Origin of the sequence: Streptomyces roseicoloratus (assembly GCF_004117935.1) — a bacterium.
Lineage (GTDB): Bacteria > Actinomycetota > Actinomycetes > Streptomycetales > Streptomycetaceae > Streptomyces > Streptomyces roseicoloratus.
In genome coordinates this window covers 39,993-54,583 of record NZ_SDOY01000131.1, presented here as the reverse complement: position 1 = coordinate 54,583, position 14,591 = coordinate 39,993, and the positions used below count along the sequence as shown (strand labels likewise).

Sequence of the window (14,591 nt, the reverse complement as noted above, 5' to 3'; positions counted from 1 at the left end):
CGTGGCCGAGCAGCACACTCCCCGATCCCTGATCGTCTCCCTGTACGGCGCCTACGGGCGGTTGCCCGACGGCGCGCCGTTCCCGGTGGCGGAGCTGATCCGGCTCCTCGCCGTGCTCGGCGTCGACGCGCCCTCGGTGCGCTCCTCGGTGTCGCGGCTGAAGCGGCGCGGGCTGCTGCTGCCCCGGCGGACGGCGGAGGGCGCCGCCGGGTACGCGCTGTCGGAGGACGCGCGGATGCTCCTGGACGACGGCGACCGGCGGATCTACGCCCGTACCGAGCCCGCCCTGGCGGACGGCTGGGTGCTCGCCGTCTTCTCCGTCCCCGAGGCGGAGCGGCACAAGCGGCACCTGCTGCGCTCGCGGCTCGCCCGGCTCGGTTTCGGCACGGCGGCTCCGGGCGTCTGGATCGCCCCGGCGCGGCTGTTCGAGGAGACCCGGCACACCCTGGAGCGGCTCGAGCTCTCCTCGTACGTGGACCTGTTCCGCGGCGAGCACCTCGGTTTCGCGGCGACGGCGGAGGCGGTGTCCCGCTGGTGGGACCTGCCGTCCATCGCCAAGCTCCACGAGGAGTTCCTCGACGTCCACGAGCCGGTGCTGCGCGCCTGGTCGGCGGGGCGGCGGCCGACTCCCGAGGAGGCCTACCGGGCCTATCTGCCCGCCCTGGACTCGTGGCGCCGCCTCCCCTACGCGGACCCGGTGCTGCCGCTCGAACTCCTGCCGGAGAACTGGCCGGGCGCCCGCTCGGCGGAGGTCTTCCTGGCCCTGCACGAACTCCTGCACGCGCGGGGCGGGGAGTTCGTGCGGGCGTAGGGCGTCCCGTGCGGGCGTGACCGCCGGCCGTCAGTCCTTGTACTCGGCGATCTGGATGAGGTTGCCGCAGGTGTCGTCGAGGATCGCGGTGATCACCGGGCCCATGTCGGCCGGCGGCTGGGTGAAGCGGACGCCGAGGGCGCTCAGGCGGGCGAACTCGGCGTGGACGTCGTCGACGGCGAAGGAGTTCACCGGGATGCCGTCGGCGGCCAGCGCGTCCTGGTACGCCTTGGCGGCGGGGTGCTGGTTGGGCTCCAGGACCAGTTCGACGCCGTCGGGCTCGTCCGGCGACACCACGGTCAGCCAGCTGTGGCCTCCCAGGGGCACCTCGGTCTTCTTCTGGAAGCCGAGCACATCGGTGTAGAAGCGCAGCGCCTTGTCCTGTTCGTCGACGAAGACGCTGGTCAGGTTGATCCTCATGGGGTGCTCTCCGGGGTGTCGGTCCTGAGCCACCGGCTCATGACGCGTTCGAGCGGCTCGGTGTTCAGGTCGTGGAACTTGTAGCGGCCCTCGCGCCGGGTCCTGACCAGGCCGGCGGCCTCGAGCACCGCGAGGTGCTGGCTCACTCCCTGCCGGGAGATCGCCACGCCGTGCCGGGCCGCCAGGCGGGCGCAGATCTCGAACAGGGACTGTCCGTCCCGCTCCGCCAGCCCGTCGAGGATGAGCCGGCGGGTGGGATCGGCCAGGGCCTTGAACACATCGTCCGCCATGGCGCCACCATAGGCAAGCACCGACTTGCCTATCAAGTGGATCGACGAGGCCGCGAGCTCACTCACCGCCCGCTTCCGTCACGGGCCCCCGGTCCGCTCAGGGCCTGGGTTCGGGGACCCTCGCTCAGGGGTCCTCGCCCACGCGCCCTCACGCAGGGACCCTCGCTCAGGGGTCCTTGCGGCCCGTCGGCGGGCGGCGGCTGCCCGCGCGGTACGGGGCCGGCCAGGGGGCCGCGGGGCCCTCGTAGCCCTGTTCGGCGGCGGCGTGCAGGGTCCAGTGCGGGTCGTAGAGGTGGGGGCGGGCGAGGGCGCACAGGTCGGCGCGGCCGGCGAGGAGCAGGGAGTTCACGTCGTCCCAGGAGGAGATGGCACCCACCGCGATGACCGGGACGCCGAGCTCGGAGCGGATCCGGTCGGCGTACGGCGTCTGGTAGGAGCGGCCGTACTCGGGGCGCTCGTCGGGCACGACCTGGCCGGTGGAGACGTCGAGGGCGTCGGCGCCGTGGGCGGCGAAGGCGCGGGCGATCTCGACGGCGTCGTCGGCGGTGGTGCCGCCCTCGGCCCAGTCGGTGGCGGAGATCCGGACGGTCATGGGCCGGTCGGCCGGCCACGCCTCCCGTACCGCGTCGAAGACTTCGAGCGGAAAGCGCAGCCGGCCGGCGAGGTCGCCGCCGTAGGCGTCGGTGCGGTGGTTGGTGAGCGGCGAGAGGAAGCCGGAGAGCAGATAGCCGTGGGCGCAGTGGAGTTCGAGCAGGTCGAAGCCCGCCCGCGCGGCACGGCGGGCGGCGGCGGTGAACTCCTCGCGTACGGCGGCGAGTCCGGACCGGTCGAGGGCGTGCGGGGTCTGGTTGACGCCGGGCCGGTACGGGAGCGGGGAAGCGGCGACGAGGGGCCAGTTGCCGTCGGGCAGCGGCTGGTCGATGCCCTCCCACATGCGCCGGGTGGAACCCTTGCGGCCGGAGTGGCCGAGCTGGACGCCGATCGCGGTGCCGGGGGCCTGGGCGTGGACGAAGGCGGTGATCCGGGACCAGGCCTCGGCCTGCGCGTCGGTCCACAGGCCGGCGCAGCCGGGCGTGATCCGGCCGCGTTCGCTGACGCAGACCATCTCGGTCATGACCAGCCCGGCGCCGCCGAGGGCGCGGGCGCCGAGGTGGACGAGGTGGAAGTCGCCGGGAACGCCGTCCTCCGCCACGTACATGTCCATGGGCGAGACCACGACCCGGTTGCGCAGGGTCAGGGGGCCGAGCCGGAAGGGCGTGAACATGGGCGGCGTGCCGGGCGGGCAGCCGAACTCGGTCTCGACGGCGGAGGTGAAGGCGGGATCGCGCAGGCGCAGGTTGTCGTGGGTGACCCGACGGCTGCGGGTGAGCAGGTTGAACGCGAACTGGCGTGGCGGTCGGTCGAGTTGACCGCCAAGCTCCTCGAACCAGCGGAGGCTCGCGGCGGCGGCGCGCTGGGTGGACTCGACGACCGGGCGGCGCTCGGCCTCGTAGCCGGCGAGCGCGTCGGGGAGGCTGCCGGGGTGGGCGGCGACGTGGGCGGCGAGGGCGACGGCGTCCTCGACGGCGAGTTTGGTGCCGGAGCCGATGGAGAAGTGCGCGGTGTGGGCGGCGTCGCCGAGGAGCACCGTGTTGCCGTGCGACCAGCGGGCGTTGACGACGGTGCGGAAGGCGGTCCAGGCGGACTTGTTGGAGCGCAGGGCGCGGCCGTACAGGGCGTCGGCGAAGATCTTGGCGCAGCGGGCGGCGGACTCGCTCTCGTCGAGTTCGTCGAAGCCGGCGGCGTGCCAGACCTCTTCGCGCATCTCGACGATGACGGTGGAGGAGTCGGCGGAGTACGGGTAGGCGTGGAGCTGCATCACGCCGTGTTCGGTCTCGGCGATGTCGAAGCGGAAGGCGTCGAGGGCGAAGTCGGCGGCGAGCCAGATGTAGCGGCAGCGGTGGGTGGTGAGGGTGGGCCGGAAGGTGTCGGCGTGTGCCTCGCGGGTGCGGCTGTGGACGCCGTCGGCGGCGACGACGAGGTCGTGGGAGGCGGCGAGTTCGGCGGCGGGCGGGGCTTCGGTGCGGAAGCGGAGTCGTACGCCGAGGGCGGTGCAGCGGGCGTGCAGGAGCTCCAGGAGCCGGCGTCGGCCGAGGGCGGCGAAGCCGTGGCCGGTGGAGGTGAGGAGCCGGCCGCGGTGGGCGATGTGGATGTCGTCCCAGCGCACGAGTTCGCGGCGCAGGGCCGCGTACACGTCGGGGTCGGCGTCGGCGATGCCGCCGAGGGTCTCGTCGGAGAGGACGACGCCGAAGCCGAAGGTGTCGTCAGGCGCGTTGCGCTCCCAGACGGTGATCTCGCGGTCGGGGTCGCCGCGTTTGAGCAGCGCGGCGGCGTAGAGGCCGCCGGGTCCGCCGCCGATGACGGCGACGCGCAGCGGCCGTCCGGCCGGCGCGTCCGGCGCGTTCCGTCTGTTCGGCGCGTCCTTCGGCACGTCCGGCACGTCCCGCCCGTCCGGCCTGATCCGCCCGTCCCCCACGTCCCGCACGTCCCGCCCGTCCCGCCCGTCCGGCGCGTTCCGCCCCTCCCGCCCGTCCCGCACGGCGGTCACCGTCCCCGCCACTTCGCCGGGCGCTTCTCGGTGAAGGCGGCGTGGAACTCGGCGTAGTCCTCGCCGTGCATCAGGAGGGCCTGGGTGGCGGCGTCCATCTCGACGGAGGCGGCGAGCGGCATGTCGAGCTCGGCGGTGAGCAGGGCCTTGGTCTGGGCGTGGGCCAGGGCGGGGCCCTCGGCGAGGCGGCGGGCCAGGACGGCGGCGCGGGCGCCGGCGGCTCCTTCCTCGGTCAGCTCGCTGATCAGGCCGATCCGCTCGGCCTCGGCGGCGCCGACGGGGTCGCCGAGCATCAGCAGCCGGGTGGCGTGGCCGAGGCCGACGACGCGGGGCAGGAGGTAGGCGGCGCCCATGTCGCCGCCGGAGAGCCCGACGCGGGTGAAGAGGAAGGCGAAGCGGGCGGTGGGGTCGGCGACGCGGAAGTCGGCGGCGAGGGCGAGGACGGCCCCGGCGCCCGCGGCGACGCCGTGGACGGCGGCGATCACCGGGAAGGGGCACTCGCGCAGGGCCCGGACGGTCTGGCCGGTCATCCGGTTGAAGTCGAGGAGCTGGGCGGTGTCCATGGAGAGGGTGGCACCGATGATCTCGTCGACGTCCCCGCCGGAGCAGAAGCCGCGGCCTTCGCCGCCGAGCACCAGGGCGCGGACGGCCCGCTCGCGCGACAGCTCGGCGAGCAGGTCGCGCAGGTCCGCGTAGGCGCCGAAGGTGAGGGCGTTGAGCTTCTCGGGGCGGGCGAGCGTGATCGTCGCGACGCCGTCGTCGATGGTGAGGCGCAGATGGCGCCAGCGTTCGGTCCGGGTCGCGGAGCCGGTGAAGGGGCTCATTCGGGAGGACCTCCCTGTTGTGTGCACGTACCGGTACGGCAGCACCTCCTGGAGGGTATCACTCATACGTGACTGTCGTCACGAGTACGCAATACGACGAGGGGGCGGGACGCGCCGACGAAGGTCCCGCCAGGGACCGGACGCACGTCCCCGCACCTGCGGGCGACCGCCTCTGTGTCCGGATTTCCGGCTCCGTAGGCTGGAAAGCGACCCCGCCCCTCCGGTGTCGCCCCCCGCCCCACCCCGCCCCACCCCGCTCCCGGTGCACTCCACCCGCTCCCCCACCCCCGATGCACTCCACCCGCTCCCCCACTCCGCCCACTCCGCCCGCTCCATCCGCTCTCCCGCCCCCCCTACTCCCCCACCCGCCGAGCACGAACGGAACCCCGCCGTGTCCCCTGCCCCCGGTCCCCCGGTCCCCCGGCCCGCGGCCTGGCCCGTCGAGCTGCCGCACACCACGGCCGCCGTGCCGATCGCCCGCGCCCTCGTCCGCTCCGCCCTCACCGAGATCGAGGGCGCCGAGCGGGCCGCCGCCGACAGCGACACGGCCGAGCTGCTCACCGCCGAACTGGTCGCCAACGCCGTGGAGCACACCCCGGGCGACGGGCCGATCGAGCTGGTCGTCGAGTTGTTCCCGGCGACCGGCGGCTGCCAGATAGAGGTCCACGACCGCCGCCCCGCGGGCCCCGGCGAACTGATCGGGCCCGGGCCCGTCGCCCCGGTCGACCCCTGGCAGGAACACGGCCGGGGGCTGCTCCTGATCCGGGCGCTCAGCAGCGACTGCGGCCACCGCCCCACCGCGCACGGCAAGGCGGTGTGGTTCACGCTGCCGGCACTGCCCGCGGTCCCGACGCAGCGCCGCCGCGGTGCCGGCCGGGACAGCTGAGGCAGGTCATCGGGGTCGCGTCGTCGCGCCGGACCGCAGCCGGCTCCTCCCCGCGCCTACGCCCCGGCGGCCGCGCGGAGGCGCGCGAACTCCCAGGGATCGTGGGCGGAGAAGACCTCGACCTCGTCGCCGTGGTCGCGGACCAGCTCGCGCAGCCGGGCCTGGGTGCCGAGCCGCAGCTCGCGGTGGACCTCGGAGCCGGTCTGGACGAGGTCCATCACCGGGTGCGGCTCCTTCGCCGCCGTCATCTCGCGGTGGTAGTAGTACGCGTCGCCGCAGTGCAGCAGCCAGCGGTCGCCGTCCCGTACGGCGACGCCGGCGTGGCCCGCGGTGTGGCCGCCGAGCGGGACGAGCCGGAACTCGGACGGCAGGCCGTCGAGCCGTACGGAGGCGAAGCCGAACCAGTCCTCGGTGACCGCGGCGTCCTCGGGGTCGTACGTGACCCAGCGGGGTTCGTGGGCCCAGTGGGCCGATCGGTAGCGGTGCCCGGAGGCGTCGGCGCGCGCGGCCGCCAGTTCGCCGGCGAGCAGGTGCACGCGGGCGCCGGGGAAGTCGGGCAGCCCGCCGCAGTGGTCCACGTCGAGGTGGGTGAGGAGGATGTGGCGGACGGCGGCGGGATCGTGACCGAGACGGGCCACCTGCCGGACCGCCGTCTCCTCCTCGTCGAGCACGGGCGCGGCCATGGCGATCCAGTCGGCGCCGAGGCTCGCCCCGGGATCGCGGACGTCGCCGAGGCCGAGGCCGGTCTCGACCAGGACCAGACCGTCGGCCTCGGTCTCCACGAGGAGACAGTGGTTGACGGCGGGCGCGGCCGCGGGGCCTTCGTAGGTGGGGTCGACGGTGCGGACCGATCCGCAGTTGAGGTGATGGACCTTCAGGATCTTCATGGCGACTAGGCTGCGACTTCAACCGCGCTTCAAGTCAAGGAGACCGGAATGGACGCACCCCTGCTGGACATCGCCGAGGTCGCCCGCCGTTCCGGGCTCGCGCCCTCGGCGCTGCGCTACTACGAGAAGCGGGGACTGATCACCGCCGACGGCCGCAACGGCCTGCGGCGCACCTACCGCCCCGGGGTCCTGGAGCGCCTGACGATGATCACCTGCGCGCGGAGCGCGGGACTGTCGATCGCCGAGATCCACCGCTTCGTCGTGGCGCGCCCGTCGGACGCGGACCTCCGGGCCCGGATGACGGCGAGGGCGGACGACCTCGACGAGCAGATCGGCCGCCTGACCCGGCTGCGCGACAGCCTGCGCCACGCGTCCGTGTGCGCGCACGAACCGATCGTCGACTGCCCGGACTTCAGACGCGCGGTCGGCAACGTCCCCCGCGAGCACGGGACGGCGGACGCGGACACACCGCCCGCGCCCGCGCCGCCCGTCTGAGCGCGCGGACCCGGACACACGGCCCCGGAGACGCGACCCCGGGCGCGCGGACCCGGGCGCGCGGGTTCGAGCGCGGCCCCGGACACGCGGCCCCGGAGACGCGGCTCCGGACACGTGACTCCGGGCTCGCGGCCCCGGACACGCGGGTGCCGGCGCACCGCCCGGCTTCGGTCAGGCGCCGGCCGGGGCGCCGAGGGTGGCGACCATGACCGCCTTGATGGTGTGCATGCGGTTCTCGGCCTCGTCGAAGACGACCGAGTGGGCGGACTCGAAGACCTCGTCGGTGACCTCGAGTTCGGTGAGGCCGTGCCGCTCGTGGATGTCGCGGCCGACCGCGGTGCCGAGGTCGTGGAAGGCCGGCAGGCAGTGTAGGAACTTCACGTCCGGGTTGCCGGTGGCGCGCAGGACGTCCATGGTCACGGAGTACGGCGCGAGGGCGGTGATCCGCTCGTCCCAGACCTCCTTGGGCTCGCCCATGGAGACCCACACGTCCGTGGCGACGAAGTCGGCACCGCGCACGCCCTCGGCGATGTCCTCGGTGAGCGTGACCGTGGCGCCGCTGGTCTCGGCGAGGCGGTGCGCCTCGGCGACGAAGGCCTCGGCCGGCCAGTACGCCTTCGGGGCGACGATCCGGACGTCCATGCCGAGCAGCGCGCCGGTGATCAGGTAGGAGTTGCCCATGTTGAAGCGGGCGTCGCCGAGGTAGGCGAAGGCGATGCCGTCGAGCGGCTTGTCGCTGTGCTCGGTCATGGTGAGGACGTCGGCGAGCATCTGCGTCGGGTGCCAGTCGTCGGTCAGCCCGTTGTAGACCGGCACGCCGGCGAACTCGGCCAGCTCCTCCACGGCGGCCTGGCTGTCGCCCCGGTACTCGATGGCGTCGAACATCCGGCCGAGGACCCGCGCGGTGTCCTTGACCGACTCCTTGTGGCCCATCTGCGAGCCGGACGGGTCGAGGTAGGTCGTCGAGGCGCCCTGGTCGGCGGCGGCGACCTCGAAGGCGCAGCGGGTGCGGGTCGAGGTCTTCTCGAAGATCAGCGCGATGTTCCGGCCGCGCAGCCGCTGCACCTCCGTGCCCGCCTTCTTGGCCGCCTTGAGCTCGGCGGCGAGGTCCAGCAGGCCGCGGAACTCCTCGGCGGTGAAGTCCAGCTCCTTGAGGAAGTGGCGGCCGGTGAGGTCGGTGGCCATGAGGCCCTCCTGAGGGGGGTGGGTACGGTCGGGGACGCCCCGGGGACGAGACCCTAGGAAGTATACGTACTTTCGCATTCTTATACAGCCCCCGGGTCGTCGCCCTTCCCCACGGCACGCGCCCGACCCGCGCCGCCGGGCCGGACGCCGTTCCTGCCCCGTTCCTGCCCCGTTCCTGCCCGCTCCTACGCCGCGTCGCGCTCCACCGGGCAGCTCATGCAGCGTGGGCCGCCCCTCCCTCGGCCCAGCTCGCTCCCCGGGATCTCGATCACCTCGATGCCCTGCTTGCGCAGATGCGTGTTCGTGGTGACGTTGCGCTCGTACGCCACGACGACGCCCGGCTCCACGGACAGGACGTTGCAGCCGTCGTCCCACTGCTCGCGCTCCGCCGCGTGGACGTCCTGCGTGGCGGTGAGCACCCGGATGTCCTGGAGCCCGAGCGCCGCCGCGATGGCGCTGTGCATCTGCTCCGGCGGATGGTCGGTGACCCGCAGGGACTGGCCCTCGTCGCCCGGCTCGATGGTGTACGAGCGGAGCATGCCGAGCCCGGCGTACTGGGTGAAGGTGTCCACGTCCACCATCGTCATCACCGTGTCCAGGTGCATGAAGGCGCGGCGCTTCGGCATGTCGAGGGCGATGATGGTGCGCGCCGAGCCCGCCGCGAACAGGCCGCGCGCCAGCATCTCCACGGCCTGCGGGGTGGTGCGTTCGCTCATGCCGATGAGGACGGCACCGTTGCCGATCACCAGGACGTCGCCGCCCTCGATCGTCGACGGGTAGTCGGACTGTCCCTCCGACCAGTGGTGGAAGTCGCCCGCCGTCGGGCCGGTGAACAGCGGGTGGTGCCGGTAGATCGCCTCGAAGTGGACGGTCTCGCGCTGCCGGGCGGGCCAGCGCATCGCGTTGATCGACACGCCGTCGTAGATCCAGGCGGAGGTGTCGCGGGTGAAGAGGTGGTTCGGCAGCGGGCCGAGCACGAAGTCGTCGAGGTCGAGGGCGTGGAAGCGCACCGAGGTCGGCTCGCGGTGCGCCGCCAGGAACTCCCGCTTCGTCATTCCGCCGACCAGCGCCTCGGCCAGGGCACCGGCGTCCAGCGAGTCGAAGGCCGCGCGGAGGTGGTCGGCGGCGAGCGGGCCGTACTCCTTCTCGTGGAAGACCCGTTCCAGCACGAGTTCGCGGGCCGCGGGCAGTTCCAGCGTCTCGCGCAGGAGGTCGCCGAAGAGGTGCACCGCCACCCCGCGGTCCCGGAGCACGTCGGCGAAGCCGTCGTGTTCCTGCCGCGCGCGGCGCACCCACAGCACGTCGTCGAAGAGGAGGGCGTCCTTGTTGCTCGGGGTGAGCCGCTTCAGCTCCAGATCGGGGCGGTGCAGGATGACGCGGCGCAGCCGCCCGGTCTCGGAATCGACATGGAATCCCATGCACCCATCCTGACGGAGCGGCGCGGCGCGCGTGTGGTTCTCGGCGTGTCAGATCCCGCTGACGCGCTTCGCCGACGCGGCTCAGGCCGACGCGACGATGACGACGATGACGACGACCAGGGTCACGGGCAGCACCGGGACGCTGCCGAGGAGGGCGAAGGTCAGCCACCCGTCCTTGGCAGGCCCGAGCCCGGCGCACCCGGGGGTGACGCGGGCAGGGTCGTCCGGGTCGGCGGCCCGTCGTCCGGACGGGCGGGCCGGGGTCCGGACGACGCGGGCCGGGGTCCGTCGCTCCGTAGGGTGAAGAACGCCAGAGGCACCGGAAGAATCGCGTCGACGCGGCCGGGAGCGAGCACGAGGGGCGCGAGGGAGCGCTGCTTTCAGCCCCCTTGCGCCCCCTGTGCGAAGGTCAACCGCATGCGCCCACGGACGGGCCCGGACGGCGCCCGCCCGCGCGCAAGCCCCGCCCCCACCGCCGGGCAGCCCGTCCGCGCCCGCGTCACCCCGTCGTCACAGCCGCGGGTCGACCGGCTCCGATTCCAGGGCCAGGACCGCGAACACCGCCTCGTGGACCCGCCACAGCGGCTCGCCGGCCGCCAGCCGGTCCAGCGCCTCCAGGCCGAGCGCGTACTCGCGCAGGGCCAGCGAGCGCTTGTGGCCGAGGTGCCGCTCGCGCAGCCGCGCCAGGTTGTCCGGACGGGTGTACTCCGGGCCGTAGATGATCCGCAGGTACTCCCGGCCGCGGACCTTCACGCCCGGCTGCACCGGGCGTCCGTCGGAACCCGTGACCACGGCCGCGAGCGGCTTGACGACCATGCCCTCGCCGCCGGCCGCGGTCAGCTCGAGCCACCAGTCGGTCCCGGCCCGTACGGACGTCTCGTCGGCCGGGTCGACCACGAGCCTCCGCGTGACCTGGAGCAGTCCGGTGGGGTCGTGCTCGACGAGCCGGTCGAGCCAGGCCAGCTGCTCGTCGTGCGGCACGGCGGCCAGCGAACGCCCGCGCACGGCGAGCACCTGGAACGGTGCGAAGCGCACGCCTTCCAGACCGTCCGTCGGCCAGCAGTAGCGCCGGTACGCCTCCGTGAACGCCGCCGCGTCCACGGCCCGTTCGCGCTGCCGGCCGAGCAGCCCGTCGAGCCCGGGCACGCCGCGTGCGGCCGCCTGTTCGAGCGCCCCCAGCGCGCCGGGGAACACGGCCCGCGACGCCGCGCCGACCGCCGCGTACTGCGAGCGCAGCAGTCCGGCCGACTTCAGCGACCACGGCATCAGCTCGCCGTCGAGCAGCAGCCAGTCGGTGTCCAGCTCGTCCCAGAGCCCGGCGGCACCGATCGCCGCCCGCAGCCGCCCGAGGACCAGCTCGGTGGTCTCCGGGTCGTCGAAGAACGGCCGTCCGGTACGGGTGTGCAGCGCGCCGGTCGGGCCGTCTGCACCGAAGCGCTCGCGCGCCGCCCCGGCGTCCCTGCACACCAGCGCCACCGCCCGCGACCCCATGTGCTTCTCCTCGCACACGACCCGCCCGACGCCGTCGGCCGCGTACTGCGCGAACGCCTCGGCCGGGTGCTCCAGGTAGCCCTCCGCCTTCGACGTGGCGGTCGGCGCCATCGTCGGCGGCAGGTAGGCGAGCAGCCGCGGGTCGACGGCGAACCGGCTCATGACCTCCAGCGCGGCCGCCGCGTTCTCCTCCCGTACCGCCACGTTGCCCATCAGCCGCGTCTCCACGATCCGCCGGCCGTGCACGTCGGCCAGGTCGAGCGGCCGGCCCTGGTGACCGCCTGGCGCCTCGGTCGCGAGCGGCCTGGCCGGCTCGTACCAGACCTTCTCCGCCGGTACGTCGACGAGCTCGCGCTCCGGCCAGCGCAGCGCGGTCATCCTGCCGCCGAACACGGCACCCGTGTCGAGACAGATGGTGTTGTTGATCCACGAGGTGTTCGGGACGGGCGTGTGCCCGTAGACGACGGTCGCCCGTCCCCGGTAGTCCTCGGCCCACGGGTAGCGCACCGGCAGCCCGAACTCGTCCGTCTCGCCGGTCGTGTCCCCGTAGAGGGCGTGCGAGCGCACCCGGCCGGAGGTGCGGCCGTGGTACTTCTCCGGCAGACCGGCGTGGCAGACCACGAGCCTGCCCTCGTCGAGGACGTAGTGGCTGACCAGTCCGTCGACGAAGGCCGCGACCTCGGCGCGGAACGCCTCCGGTTCGCGCCCCAGCTGCTCGATCGTCTCGGCGAGGCCGTGGGTCTCCTGCACCTTGCGACCGCGCAGCCAGCGGCCCAGCTTGTTCTCGTGGTTTCCGGGCACGCACAGCGCGTCCCCGGCGGCCACCATGTCCATGACGCGGCGCAGCACGCCCGGGCTGTCCGGTCCGCGGTCGACCAGGTCGCCGACGAAGACGGCGGTCCGCCCCTCCGGGTGGCGGCCGTCGACGTAGCCCAGCTTCGCGAGCAGGGTCTCCAGTTCGGAGCGGCACCCGTGGACGTCGCCGATGATGTCGAACGGCCCGGTGAGGTGCCGCAGGTCGTTGAACCGCTTCTCCAGGACGACCTCGGCCGCCTCCACCTCGGCGACGCCGCGCAGCACGTGCACCTTGCGGAAGCCCTCGCGTTCCAGGCCCTTCAGGGAGCGGCGCAGTTCGCGGCGGTGCCGCTGGATGACGTGCCGGGGCAGGTGCGCGCGGTCCGGTCGGGCCGCGTTGCGCTCGGCGCACACCGACTCGGGCAGGTCGAGGACGATCGCGATCGGCAGCACGTCGTGCTCGCGGGCGAGCCCCACCAGCTGCCGGCGCGCCTCGCGCTGCACGTTGGTGGCGTCGACGACGGTGAGCCGCCCGGCGGCGAGCCGCTTGCCGGCGATGTAGTGGAGGACGTCGAAGGCGTCCTTGCTGGCGCTCTGGTCGTTCTCGTCGTCGGCGACCAGTCCTCGGCAGAAGTCCGAGGAGACGATCTCGGTCGGCTTGAAGTGGCGCCGGGCGAAGGACGACTTGCCGGAACCGGTCGCGCCGATCAGGACCACGAGGGAGAGATCGGTGACGGGCAGCCTACGGCTCGGGGTCTCGATGGTGTCGGTCATGCCGCGTCCTGCTTCTCGCTCGGTTCGGTGTCGGTTTCGGTGGCGGTGTCGGTGGCGGTTCCGGCGGCGTTGCCGGTTTCTGCGGCTGTGTCGGTGTGGGTGGCGGTGGCGGTGTCGCGGGCGGGTCTCCGGCCGTTGGCCTGGTCGTTGCCCTGTCCGCTGCCCTGGCCGTCGGCCTCGCCGTTGACCCGGCCGCCGCCCTGGCTGTTGGCCTCGCCGCTGTTCTCCTCGGCGCGGGTGAAGGTCGCCATCTGCGTCGGCGGGCCGACCTCCGGGTCGTCGGGTCCGACGGGCGTGAACCCGACCTCGTACCCGTACGTCTCCGCGACGCGGGCCGCCCAGGCCCGGAACTCCTCCCGGGTCCACTCGAAGCGGTGGTCGTGGTGCCGGACGTGTCCGGCCGGCAGCGACTCCCAGCGCACGTTGTACTCGACGTTCGGCGTCGTCACGAGCACCGTCCGCGGCCGGGCCGAGCCGAACACCGCGTACTCGAGCGCGGGCAGTCGCGGCAGGTCGAGGTGCTCGACGACCTCGCTGAGCACGGCCGCGTCGTAGCCGGTCAGCCGCTTGTCGGTGTACGCGAGCGAGCCCTGGAGCAGCTTGACGCGGGCGGCCTGCCGCTCGCCCATCCGCTCCAGGCGCAGCCTGCGCGCGGCGATCGCCAGGGCGCGCGCCGACACGTCGACGCCGACGACCTCGGTGAACCGCACGTCCTTGAGCAGCGCCTGCACCAACTGGCCCTGTCCGCAGCCGAGATCGAGGACGCGGGTGGCGTCGGCGGCGCGCAGGGCGGCGAGGATCGCCTCGCGGCGCTGCTCGGCGAGCGGCACCGGCCGCTCCTCGGTGTCCCTGGTCTCGTCGACCGCGTTGTCGACGTCCTCGACGGCGAGGCCGTCCGCCTCGGCGAGCCGTACGAGCTCCAGCCGCTCGGTCGCCTCGCGGGTCAGGCCCCAACGGCGGGACAGATAGCGGCTGGTGATCAGCCTCTGCTCCGGGTGGTCCGCGAGCCAGCCGTCACCGGCGCGCAGCAGCTTGTCCACCTCGTCCGGCGCGACCCAGTAGTGCTTGGCGTCGTCGAGCACGGGCAGCAGCACGTAGAGCTGGTTGAGCGCGTCGGCGAGCCGCAACTCGCCCTCGAGGACGAGCCGTACGTAGCGGGAGTCGCCCCACTCGGGGAACTCCGGGTCGAGCGGCACCGGTTCGGCGGTCACCGTCTCCCACCCGAGCGGGCCGAACAGCCGCGTGACCAGCTCCGCGCCGCCGCGCGCGGGCAGCGCGGGGACCTCGATCCGCAGCGGCAGCGGGGCGGCGGCCCGCTCCGGCAGCGCGGCACAACTGCCGTGCAGGGCGCTCTTGAACACCTTCGCGAGGGCGACGGCGAGCAGCGAGGAGGCGGCGTACGGGCGGTCGTTCACGTACTGGGCGAGCGCCGCGTCCGGGGCGCCGCCCCGGCCCTTGCCCCTGCTGCGGCGCACGAGCGCCACGGGGTCCACTTCGAGCAGCAGGGCGGCGGTGCACCGCTCGGGGCCGGCGTCGGGGTAGAGGACGTGCGCCGTGCCGTGCGAGGTCGAGAAGGACTGCGCCTTCCCGGGATGCTTGTGCAGGAGAAAGCCCAGGTCAGTGGCAGGTTTCTCGGGGGTGCCGGTGGTGCTGATCGTCAGGAGCATGCGTTCCAGCATGACCTTTGGCGCGCGTCGGCCACAACGCATTTCACGAGGGGACGGGGTC

General features: G+C 73.7%; 12 protein-coding genes. 3 read left to right on the top strand and 9 right to left on the bottom strand.

What is annotated here, in order from left to right; translation table 11 throughout:
• Position 1 precedes the first annotated feature (1 nt).
• Positions 2-811, top strand: coding sequence for a PaaX family transcriptional regulator (locus ESG85_RS19490; protein WP_128980960.1), 810 nt, complete (start codon positions 2-4; stop codon positions 809-811).
• Between the two features lie 30 nt (positions 812-841).
• On the opposite strand, the gene ESG85_RS19485 is transcribed toward ESG85_RS19490, so the two are convergent.
• The 4 genes from ESG85_RS19485 to ESG85_RS19465 form a co-directional block, all read right to left on the bottom strand.
• Positions 842-1,231, bottom strand: a complete 390-nt coding sequence (locus ESG85_RS19485; protein ID WP_128980958.1) for a VOC family protein — start codon at positions 1,229-1,231, stop codon at positions 842-844.
• Positions 1,228-1,521, bottom strand: a complete 294-nt coding sequence (locus tag ESG85_RS19480; RefSeq protein WP_128980956.1) for an ArsR/SmtB family transcription factor — start codon at positions 1,519-1,521, stop codon at positions 1,228-1,230. The genes ESG85_RS19485 and ESG85_RS19480 overlap by 4 nt, the downstream gene beginning before the upstream one ends.
• 166 nt (positions 1,522-1,687) lie before the next feature.
• The gene (locus ESG85_RS19475) at positions 1,688-3,934 is read right to left on the bottom strand and encodes a bifunctional salicylyl-CoA 5-hydroxylase/oxidoreductase (protein ID WP_181019072.1); all 2,247 of its coding nucleotides are present in this window, start codon (positions 3,932-3,934) and stop codon (positions 1,688-1,690) included.
• A gap of 170 nt (positions 3,935-4,104) precedes the next feature.
• Positions 4,105-4,932, bottom strand: a complete 828-nt coding sequence (locus ESG85_RS19465; RefSeq protein WP_128980954.1) for an enoyl-CoA hydratase family protein — start codon at positions 4,930-4,932, stop codon at positions 4,105-4,107.
• Positions 4,933-5,323: 391 nt separating this feature from the next.
• Between ESG85_RS19465 and ESG85_RS36015 the strand changes: the two genes are divergently transcribed.
• Entirely contained in the window at positions 5,324-5,818 is a 495-nt protein-coding gene (locus ESG85_RS36015) for an ATP-binding protein (protein ID WP_246095161.1), read from the top strand.
• Between the two features lie 56 nt (positions 5,819-5,874).
• Here ESG85_RS36015 and ESG85_RS19455 read toward each other — a convergent pair whose 3' ends face one another.
• Positions 5,875-6,705, bottom strand: a complete 831-nt coding sequence (locus ESG85_RS19455; protein ID WP_246095160.1) for an MBL fold metallo-hydrolase — start codon at positions 6,703-6,705, stop codon at positions 5,875-5,877.
• Between the two features lie 48 nt (positions 6,706-6,753).
• On the opposite strand from ESG85_RS19455, the gene ESG85_RS19450 reads away from it, so the two are divergent.
• Positions 6,754-7,200: a MerR family transcriptional regulator gene (locus ESG85_RS19450; protein ID WP_128980952.1), complete on the top strand. Its 447-nt coding sequence runs from the start codon at positions 6,754-6,756 to the stop codon at positions 7,198-7,200.
• Positions 7,201-7,371: 171 nt separating this feature from the next.
• Here the strand turns inward: ESG85_RS19450 and argF are convergent, their stop codons facing one another.
• The 4 genes from argF to ESG85_RS19430 all read right to left on the bottom strand — a co-directional run bounded on the left by argF (position 7,372) and on the right by ESG85_RS19430 (position 14,530).
• Positions 7,372-8,385: an ornithine carbamoyltransferase gene (argF, locus tag ESG85_RS19445; protein ID WP_128980950.1), complete on the bottom strand. Its 1,014-nt coding sequence runs from the start codon at positions 8,383-8,385 to the stop codon at positions 7,372-7,374.
• 185 nt (positions 8,386-8,570) lie between these two features.
• Positions 8,571-9,803: an arginine deiminase gene (locus tag ESG85_RS19440; RefSeq protein ID WP_128980948.1), complete on the bottom strand. Its 1,233-nt coding sequence runs from the start codon at positions 9,801-9,803 to the stop codon at positions 8,571-8,573.
• A 510-nt stretch (positions 9,804-10,313) separates the two neighbouring features.
• The gene (locus tag ESG85_RS19435; RefSeq protein ID WP_128980946.1) at positions 10,314-12,863 is read right to left on the bottom strand and encodes a polynucleotide kinase-phosphatase; all 2,550 of its coding nucleotides are present in this window, start codon (positions 12,861-12,863) and stop codon (positions 10,314-10,316) included.
• Positions 12,860-14,530, bottom strand: coding sequence for a 3' terminal RNA ribose 2'-O-methyltransferase Hen1 (locus ESG85_RS19430; protein WP_128980944.1), 1,671 nt, complete (start codon positions 14,528-14,530; stop codon positions 12,860-12,862). The genes ESG85_RS19435 and ESG85_RS19430 overlap by 4 nt, the downstream gene beginning before the upstream one ends.
• Between the last annotated feature and the right edge of the window lie 61 nt (positions 14,531-14,591).

What these genes read in the sequence shown, in the direction of transcription:
- ESG85_RS19430 (WP_128980944.1), bottom strand. Translation starts at nt 14,530, where the DNA reads ATGCTCCTGACGATCAGCACCACCGGCACCCCCGAGAAACCTGCCACT.
- ESG85_RS19485 (WP_128980958.1), bottom strand. Translation starts at nt 1,231, where the DNA reads ATGAGGATCAACCTGACCAGCGTCTTCGTCGACGAACAGGACAAGGCG.
- ESG85_RS19480 (WP_128980956.1), bottom strand. Translation starts at nt 1,521, where the DNA reads ATGGCGGACGATGTGTTCAAGGCCCTGGCCGATCCCACCCGCCGGCTC.
- ESG85_RS19440 (WP_128980948.1), bottom strand. Translation starts at nt 9,803, where the DNA reads ATGGGATTCCATGTCGATTCCGAGACCGGGCGGCTGCGCCGCGTCATC.
- ESG85_RS19450 (WP_128980952.1), top strand. Translation starts at nt 6,754, where the DNA reads ATGGACGCACCCCTGCTGGACATCGCCGAGGTCGCCCGCCGTTCCGGG.
- ESG85_RS19455 (WP_246095160.1), bottom strand. Translation starts at nt 6,705, where the DNA reads ATGAAGATCCTGAAGGTCCATCACCTCAACTGCGGATCGGTCCGCACC.
- argF (WP_128980950.1), bottom strand. Translation starts at nt 8,385, where the DNA reads ATGGCCACCGACCTCACCGGCCGCCACTTCCTCAAGGAGCTGGACTTC.
- ESG85_RS19465 (WP_128980954.1), bottom strand. Translation starts at nt 4,932, where the DNA reads ATGAGCCCCTTCACCGGCTCCGCGACCCGGACCGAACGCTGGCGCCAT.
- ESG85_RS19435 (WP_128980946.1), bottom strand. Translation starts at nt 12,863, where the DNA reads ATGACCGACACCATCGAGACCCCGAGCCGTAGGCTGCCCGTCACCGAT.